At 37.2% G+C, this 8,341-nt stretch carries 5 protein-coding genes and 2 pseudogenes; 6 read left to right on the forward strand and 1 reads right to left on the reverse strand.

Features of this window, described 5'->3' with window-relative positions:
• Window positions 1–126 precede the first annotated feature (126 nt).
• A pseudogene (locus tag E2B99_RS10070) lies at window positions 127–879 on the reverse strand (LysR family transcriptional regulator); the annotation flags it as partial.
• A gap of 135 nt (window positions 880–1,014) precedes the next feature.
• On the opposite strand from E2B99_RS10070, the gene E2B99_RS10075 reads away from it, so the two are divergent.
• From E2B99_RS10075 to E2B99_RS10100, 6 genes and pseudogenes are all read left to right on the forward strand, one after another.
• On the forward strand, window positions 1,015–1,755 hold the full coding sequence (locus tag E2B99_RS10075; protein ID WP_134244836.1) for an SDR family oxidoreductase: 741 nt from the start codon (window positions 1,015–1,017) through the stop codon (window positions 1,753–1,755).
• Between the two features lie 71 nt (window positions 1,756–1,826).
• A complete protein-coding gene (locus E2B99_RS10080) occupies window positions 1,827–2,825 on the forward strand; it encodes a zinc-binding alcohol dehydrogenase family protein (protein WP_134244837.1) in 999 nt (332 codons plus the stop codon).
• Between the two features lie 20 nt (window positions 2,826–2,845).
• A complete protein-coding gene (locus E2B99_RS10085) occupies window positions 2,846–3,130 on the forward strand; it encodes a putative quinol monooxygenase (protein ID WP_134244838.1) in 285 nt (94 codons plus the stop codon).
• Window positions 3,131–3,338: 208 nt separating this feature from the next.
• Window positions 3,339–4,352: pseudogene (locus tag E2B99_RS10090) on the forward strand (IS481 family transposase).
• 193 nt (window positions 4,353–4,545) lie between these two features.
• Window positions 4,546–6,963, forward strand: a complete 2,418-nt coding sequence (locus E2B99_RS10095) for an Hsp70 family protein (protein WP_134244839.1) — start codon at window positions 4,546–4,548, stop codon at window positions 6,961–6,963.
• 2 nt (window positions 6,964–6,965) lie between these two features.
• Entirely contained in the window at window positions 6,966–8,132 is a 1,167-nt protein-coding gene (locus tag E2B99_RS10100; RefSeq protein WP_134244840.1) for a 3'-5' exonuclease, read from the forward strand.
• Window positions 8,133–8,341 lie beyond the last annotated feature (209 nt).

The raw sequence follows: 8,341 nt of genomic DNA on the forward strand, positions 1-8,341 counted from the left end.
GGGCGCACGCCTATGGAAACATTGCTTGATGGAAAACAGATTTGGGCTGAAAAGAATCTAGCTCAAATTTAACCTGACACTCATCATCAAAACGGGTAACTGTCAGATCAGGTTTGAGCTAGTACACTTAAGCCACGGCAAAACTAGAAATCCAGGCATGTGTCCGAATCCAACTCCAGCGAGAATCGCTTGAAATTCAGCTTCTAGATCATCTGTAATAAAACGGGGATTTGATGGCGTAAAGCTTCGACTTTCGGTGAATGTCCATGGCCAGTAACGCCCTGTTTTATGATCGACTAGGGCTGTTAGAGGGTATTTATCAAGGTCAATAATTTTTTTGGGCATTCCAACCTTATCAATTAACTCTGGCGTACCCACAGAATAAAAGTTCACTTTCGCCAATTCCCTTGCCACATATCGATTGTCCGGCAAAAATCCAAATCTGATCCCGATATCTATCCGCTCATCGATCACATCCGAGTGTGAATCTGTTAGCACACAATCCACGACAATATCTGGATAACGTGTGGCAAATTCTGCTAGTGCAGGTACTACCAATTTACGCCCTAACACAGACGACACAGTAAGACGGACAGTCCCACGCATTTCATCTCGTTTTTCCTTGGTGTCTTTTACAAGCAAAGCATCGATCGATCCCACCGCAAGACGTGCTTGCTTTGCCAGACGCTCACCATCAGCGGTAATTTTAATTTGTCGAGTACTCCTGTAAAACAGAATCTCTCCGCGCTGCTCTTCTAGCTCCTTTATTGCCCGTGTTACTACCTGCGGGGAAATCCCCAGCTGAGTTGCTGCCTCTTTAAAATTTCGAGACTCTGCTGCGACACAAAAGATACGCATCATTTCCAATTTGTTCTGCATGTCCAATCCTGTGTTATGGCAATTATTCCGTAAATAGGAATTCTGAAAGATAATATTATTCATTTATTATACCTAACAAGGCTGTGATACTTAACCCATCAAATATGATTGACAGATAGGTTGAAGGTTACTTGTATGAATAATATAGAAAATAAAGTTGTTGTTATCACTGGTGCAAGTAGTGGTTTAGGTGAAGCTACTGCTCGCTTACTTGCTAAAAAAGGTGCAAAAGTTGTACTTGGTGCTAGACGTACTGAAAAATTAGAGGCTATTGTTCACGACATCCGTGCTGAAGGTGGTCAAGCTGAATTTATTGGTATGGATATAACCAAACCACATGAAGTACAAGCACTTATTGAAAAGGCATTAAGCGCATTTGGTCAAATCGATGTATTGGTAAACAATGCTGGATTAATGTCTATTGCACCATTAAGTGAGCTAAAAGTTGATGAATGGGATCGTATGATCGACATTAATATTAAAGGTGTTCTTTATGGTATTGCAGCTACACTGCCTGTTTTCCAAAAACAAAACTTTGGACACTTTATTAATCTCGCATCTGTTGCAGGGATAAAAGTATTTAGTCCAGGAGGTACTGTTTATAGCGGTACTAAGTTTGCTGTAAGAGCCATCTCTGAAGGACTTCGTCATGAAGTTGGGGGAACAATTAGAACGACTACTATTGAGCCTGGTGCAATTGAGTCAGAACTAAAATTCGGTTCTTCTCATAAAGAAAGTTCAGAGTTTGTTACTGATTTCTACAAACAAGCCATACCAGCTGACTCAGTCGCTCGAGCAATTGCTTATGCAATTGAACAGCCTGCGGATGTAGATATTAATGAAATTGTTTTACGCCCAACGAGCCAAGAGTTTTAATTATTGAATAACAAAAAATGGGAGCACCTCGCTCCCATTTTTACTATATTTTTAAAGTTAAGGACAAATCTATGAAAGCCGTATCGTATGTTATCAATAACCATGATGATTTTAAAAATTCATTGGTAGATATTGAAAAAGCGAAGCCTACGCTTAAGGAGCGTGATGTACTGGTAAAAGTTCAGGCAATCTCTGTGAATCCAGTTGATACCAAAGTGAGAAAAAATTCGTCTGAAGCAAATAATCGTATTTTAGGTTGGGATGCCGTTGGGGAAATTATCGAAGTTGGCTCAAAAGTTACCTCGTTTAAAGTAGGAGATTCTGTTTGGTATGCTGGCGATTTAACCCGAGATGGTAGTAATGCTGAGTTTCAAGCAGTCGATGAACGAATTATCAGTCTTAAACCAATTACAGTATCTAATGCAGAAGCAGCAGCATTGCCATTAACTGCAATAACGGCATGGGAAATGCTTTTTGATCGGTTTCAAATTTCAGAAACAGAAGTTGGCAGTATTTTAATTATTGGTGGTGCAGGTGGTGTAGGATCAATCGCTATCCAAATCCTAAAAGCAAAAACAAATCTGACTGTTATAGCAACAGCTTCACGTGAAGAAACGAAATCTTGGGTGGAATCACTGGGTGCCGACCATGTCATCGATCATAGCAAAGATTTAAATGCACAAATCGAAGCACTAGGTATTGAAAAACCAAAATACGTATTCTCTACCAATCATACAGACACCTATATCAAGCAAATAGTTTCTCTGATTGCTCCACAAGGCAAGCTTGGATTGATCGATGACCCACAAACTTTTGATATTATGCCGTTTAAGACTAAATCTATTTCTATCCATTGGGAATTGATGTTCACCCGTTCAATGTATGAAACCGATGATATCGAAAAGCAGGGTGATCTATTGAAACAAGTTGCCCAATTAGTTGACCAGCAAAAAATTAGAAGTACCCTCAACCAAAATCTAGGCAAAATTAACGCTTCAAACTTGGAGAAGGCGCATAAGTTGCTTGAATCAGGCAAGTCAAAAGGCAAAATTGTACTAGAAAACTTCTAAAACAAATTAAAGGTGAAATAATGACTATTTCAGTAATTGCGAACTTTAAGGCAAAGTCAGATCAAAAAGAGACGTTAGAAGCGCTTTTAAAAAGTGTAATAGAGCCTACGCTTAAAGAAGAAGGATGCTTGAAATATGAGCTTTATATTAGCGAAAATGACGCGAGTAGATATTTCTTCTTAGAAGAATGGCGTAGCAGAGAGGATTTAGATATCCATCTAGCCTCTGATTATATTCAAAGTTTATTTGGTAATATCCAATCGCTCATTGAATCAAGTGATATTGTAGAAATCAAAAAAATATAGCTGTATTCGGACGTTATGATGAAGTATTCTTCAAAGTAACAAAGAGACTTAGAAAGCTAACAAAAAATGGGAGCTATAAGCCACTCCTGTCCCACAAATATCACAAGATGGAATAGTCTCAATTTGATCAGACATATCTCTTGAAAAAGAGAAAGTTACCCGTTTTGATAAAGGTGTCGAATCTTGAACAAAACTAAGGTAACTTCTTATGCTACATACTAGCAATCAAATCATCAAACACAAAGTAGGCCTGCTCAATCTAGCTGAAGAACTCCAGAATGTATCCAAAGCCTGCAAGGTGATGGGTGTCTCAAGGGATACGTTCTATCGCTACTCTGAATTAGTGGAGCAAGGTGGCGTTGATAATCTAATTAATCAGAACCGCCGGGTTCCTAACCTTAAGAATCGGGTAGATGAACACACCGAACAAGCAGTGATTGATTATGCCCTCACTTATCCGGCGTATGGACAGCATCGCACCAGTAATGAGCTACGCCAGATTGACATCTTTGTTTCAGGCAGCGGGGTTCAGTCAATCTGGTTTCGGCACAATCTGGAGAACTTTAAGAAGCGTTTAAAAGCACTTGAGGCTAAAGTGGCACAGGATGGTACTGAATTAAATGATCAGCAGATTGCGGCACTTGAACGTAAGCATGAGGATGACGTTGCTTGTGGTGAAATCGAAACAGCTCATCCAGGCTATTTAGGCGCGCAAGACACCTTTAATGTCGGGAATCTCAAAGGTGTTGGACGAATCTACCAATAAACATTCATCAACACTTATAGCAAGGTCGTTCATTGCAAGCTCTATACAACAAAAACACCGATTACAGCGGTTGATTTACTCAATGATCGTGTGTTGCCATTCTATCAATCTCAGGACTTACCAATGCTTCGCATCCTCACAGACAGAGGTACTGAGTATTGCGGTAAGGTAGAACAACATGACTATGAGTTGTATCTGGCAGTCAATGCTATTGATCACACGAAGACAAAAGCAGCTTCCCCGCAAACAAATGGTATATGTGAGCGATTCCATAAGACGATTTTGCAGGAGTTCTATCAGGTCACTTTCAGGAAGAAGCTGTATAGTGATTTGGAATCATTGCAGAATGATCTAGACGATTGGCTGAAATTCTATAGTACTGAACGGACTCATCAAGGAAAAATGTGCTGTGGTCGTACAACACTTGAAACTTTACTTGATGGAAAACGGATTTAGGCTGAAAGAAATTTAGCTCAAATTTAACCTGACAGACTCCCTAAATAACGGGTAACTGTCAGATCAGGTTTGAGCTAGTACACCACATAACGGTCTACGTGCTGTCCATTATTTTGGCTAGGATCACTTCTATTGAATAAAACCTCTGAGAACAACATAATAGATTAACTCTTTCTGTAAACTCTTAACTAAAATGTCTATAGAACATTCTTCAAATACAAATTGGCTGATCAATCAAGATTCAGAAAAAAACCAGCTCCCTTCATATCCCAATAAGCTCTATATTGGTATTGATTTTGGCACATCCACAACAGTTGTAAGTCAGATAGTCATTGCTGATAACTCCGTTGAAAAAGTAAAAACACTTACTCTGAATCAACCTGATGAATATGGCGCAATAATACGACATCACCTAATCAATACAGTACTTGCATGGCGAAATAAAACCCTTATTTGGGGACAAGATGCATACCGTTTAAAATCATTATTAACCGAAAGTCGCAATGTCTTTTCATCCTTTAAAATGCGTTTAGGATTAGCGATAGGTCCAACTTATCCATTGACCGTTCTATCCGAGAGCAAGGCTCAGCTCTATGTCATTGAGACAGCAGAAGATGCTACTCAAGTTTTTTTTAGTAAGCTTTTAGAAAGTATTAAGAATGAAACTGGAAATTCAAATTTAGAAAATTACAAATTTGCCTTCTCAGTTCCTGCTTCATTTGAGGCTAATCAAAGACGTAGTCTATTCAATAGCTTAGAAGAGTGTGGGATTGATGAGAGTCAATGTTGTTTAATTGATGAACCTAATGCCGCATTTTTAAGCTTTGTATATGATTGTACTAGAAATAATACAACACATCCTTTTTTAGAAAAACTCAAGTCTAGACCAACAAACATTCTTGTATACGATTTTGGTGCAGGAACATGTGATGTGACAGTTCTTCAAGTTGATGCTTTCAACAACAAATTTTCATCAAAAAATCTAGCAATTTCAAAATTTACAGCTTTAGGTGGCGATGATATCGATCGAGCTATAGCCAAAAATATACTATTACCTCAACTTTTAAAAGAAAACACACATTTTCAACCCGATTCTAGAGATATTTCAGAAATTGTCATTCCTGTTTTGCAAGCGACAGCAGAACAATTAAAAATAGCTGTTTGCAAATGGCTTGATCAAAAAAATATAAATCAATTTAGAAGTTTAGATCAATATTCTAGTGAAATTTTTACATTACATTCTCTAGAGGGAATTAAAGTTAGAGACTGTAGATTAAATTTAACAAAGCCATCTCTATGTCTTGGTGAATTTAAAATTATCATGGATGATTTTGTGGGGATGTATGATGGTATACACACACCGATGCATTTAGCCTCTCCGATTGAAGATGCATTATCTAAAGCGAATATAGAACGTGAAGACATAGATGGTGTTCTTTTCATCGGAGGAAGTTGTCTTAACCCATTAGTACAATCATGCGTAATGAATTACATGAATGAGTTCTCTAATGAAGTGGAGCCAATCTTACCCAAGGATGTAAGAGCTCATGTTTCTCTCGGAGCAGCAATTCATTCATTTAGCTATCATGGTCTAGGAATTGACTTTATTAAGCCTATTGTTTCAGAAGCTATATATATCATCACCTCTGATGAGCATTTGGAAACGATCATACCAGCATCAACTGAGGTTCCTACCCCACAACCTTTCCATACTCAACTAATAGTCACCCGTGATGATCAAAACATTATCGATTTACCTATTTGCGTAGGTAGCAAAAGTAAACTTTTGGGTATTTTGACTGTAGACATAGAAGAAGATTATTTTAAGCTAGGAGCTATCGTTGATGTCTACGCCAATATTAATCATGAAAAGCTTCTTAATGTTGAAGCAGTAATCGATGGGATAAAAGTAAACACTTCTATTCTAAATCCTCTAGCCAATAATACTTTAACAAAAGTTGAAGAACACATGCTTCGAGCGAAGCAAAAGTTTAATCAAGCACTTTTAGATTATAATGGTCGCCCTCCCGTAGATATTGCTATTGAGTATGCCTCAGCCTGTTCAGAAGCTGGAGCATATGAACTCGCTGCAGATCTTTACATTGCTATCGAACGCTTAGATCGTAATGCGAATCATGCTACTAACATTTGTTATAATTATGCTCGGGCGGGTAAATCACAAAAATCGAATGATTGGGCCAAAATTGCTTACAAACGCTCACCAAATGCTGTCAATGCATTTAATATTGCTTGCAAGTCATGTGGAGAGAAAGAGGAGCTCTATCTTCGTAAAGCATTAGAACATGATCCAAACTACACCGCTGCATTATTGTCACTTGGAAAAATACTCCAACTCCGTGGTGATATTGAAGGTAGTCTGCTACTAGAAAAATCACTCATATTACTCCAAGATGAACTATACAATAATGATGTAACAATTCGAAATTGTGATGATCTGATTGAAGTATGTGAGATACTTGACGGTTATGAACAGCTTAAATTTACAGCAACTGATATGAAGAAAAGAATCATTCATGAAAATAAAGAGTTATATTCCTCTGAAAATTTAGTATCTAGTCTAAAACCAAATTTAGGCGTGAAAGAGGGTTAATTATGGCTTGGTGGATTAAAAAGCAAAATTTGAGTGAAGAGCAACGCCAATACATTCTATCAATTAAAAACAATTTAAGTCATGTTCATTGGGTTCGAGGAGCTGCTGGTACTGGAAAAACAACAGTTTTAGCAGCTTTGACACAAGAACTTAAGCTTGAATACCCTAATGCTTCTTTTTGTTATTTGACATACACACATGCTCTTAAGGATTTAGCAATTAGTGCCTTTAAAGAAGAAAATGTAGAAGGGGTACACTTCCTTACACATACCAAATTTTTAAAAAATAATTGGCCATGCGATTTCGTGTTTCTAGATGAAGTTCAAGATATTTCTGCTGAAGATTTAAATACAATCAAGAAACTATCAACGCATTTAATTATTGCTGGCGATTGTGCCCAATCTATTTATGAACAGTCAGCTACAGAATCAGAAATTATTAAAACGGTTAATCCTTTCCAACATGTATTAATGATTATTCATAGACTTACAGAGTTCTTAGCTAAAATTGCTTTCAGTATTTTACCGAATAATCATTTACTTAGTGGAAAACCAGGAAATACTTTGGCAAATACAACCGCTAGACTGATCCAATTTGAAAATCAAAATCAAGAATTCATTTGGACAGCCCAAGAAGCATTAAGTAGAGCTAGACCAGACAAGCCTAGCTGTATATTGCTATCTCATCACAAAGATATTAGTTCGCTTATTCAAGTGATCATCCAACATTTTTTTTCTAAAAATGCTGATGAATTATTTTCATATCAAGCAGGTAAAAGTGACCGATATGATTATAGACAAGTAAATGCTTATTTAAGAGACAATAACATAAACATCAGATACTTGGAAAATGACTTTGGCGACTTTAACGAGATGCCATCAAAGCCAATGGTATACCTAATGACATATCATAGCTCAAAAGGTCTAGATTTTGAGCAAGTCTTTATTCCACAGTTAAATAGTAATAAAGATATTGTCAAATCATTTGTGTTGGAAAAAAATCCAGATTTAGATAAGCGGTTACTCTTTGTAGCAACAACAAGAAGCCGTTGTAATCTATTTATGAGTTACCACACGTCTATCCCCCATAAACTAATTCAAAATCTTCCAAATATTACTCAAATTAAATATCAGCCTAATCAAGATGATGAGGATGAGGAGTTCTTTTAATGATCAATGGCCAATATATTGTTCTTAGCTTTAAAGAATGGAATAACTGGATCTCTCAAGGCTTATTAAAAATACATAGTTTTAACCCGAATCGCGGATAAGCAATTGACTTGAAAAATAAGAGGACTAGAGCCATCAGTTGAGTTACCACACCAAACTCACAACTCTAGTCCTGATGTTCAATAGTACCGAATTATTTTGCGTAATTG

Source organism: Alkanindiges illinoisensis (assembly GCF_004377485.1).
In the GTDB taxonomy this organism is placed as follows: Bacteria; Pseudomonadota; Gammaproteobacteria; order Pseudomonadales; family Moraxellaceae; genus Alkanindiges; species Alkanindiges illinoisensis_A.

Coding starts and splice junctions, on each gene's coding strand:
- E2B99_RS10100 (WP_134244840.1), top strand. CDS start 6,966: ATGGCTTGGTGGATTAAAAAGCAAAATTTGAGTGAAGAGCAACGCCAA.
- E2B99_RS10080 (WP_134244837.1), top strand. CDS start 1,827: ATGAAAGCCGTATCGTATGTTATCAATAACCATGATGATTTTAAAAAT.
- E2B99_RS10075 (WP_134244836.1), top strand. CDS start 1,015: ATGAATAATATAGAAAATAAAGTTGTTGTTATCACTGGTGCAAGTAGT.
- E2B99_RS10095 (WP_134244839.1), top strand. CDS start 4,546: ATGTCTATAGAACATTCTTCAAATACAAATTGGCTGATCAATCAAGAT.
- E2B99_RS10085 (WP_134244838.1), top strand. CDS start 2,846: ATGACTATTTCAGTAATTGCGAACTTTAAGGCAAAGTCAGATCAAAAA.